1 pseudogene is annotated in these 286 nt (G+C 70.6%); it reads right to left on the reverse strand.

The window, feature by feature from the left end:
- Positions 1-286: pseudogene (locus E0702_RS19230) on the reverse strand (hypothetical protein); the annotation flags it as partial.

Consider the following 286-nt stretch of genomic DNA (forward strand, 5'->3'; position numbering starts at 1 on the left):
CGATCGCCAGGCCGTAGGGCACATCGCGCCGCAGATGCATCCCGAGGTAATAGAGCCACACCGCCCCGTCGCGCCGCACCGCCAGGCTCGCCCCCTGCCCCGCACTGTCGAACAGCCCCGGCGCGCCCAGCTCCAGCAGCGGCGCGGTGCTCTGGTACAGCACCCGCATGTCGTCCAGCGGATCGAGATCGACGAACAGGATCCGCGAGCGGTTCTCCGGATCCCGAACCGAGAAATACACCCGCCAGAGCCGCCCACCCACGATCAGCGGCGTCGGGCACGGGGC

It is taken from the genome of Halomonas marinisediminis, assembly GCF_004347715.1.
Taxonomy (GTDB): domain Bacteria; phylum Pseudomonadota; class Gammaproteobacteria; order Pseudomonadales; family Halomonadaceae; genus Halomonas; species Halomonas icarae.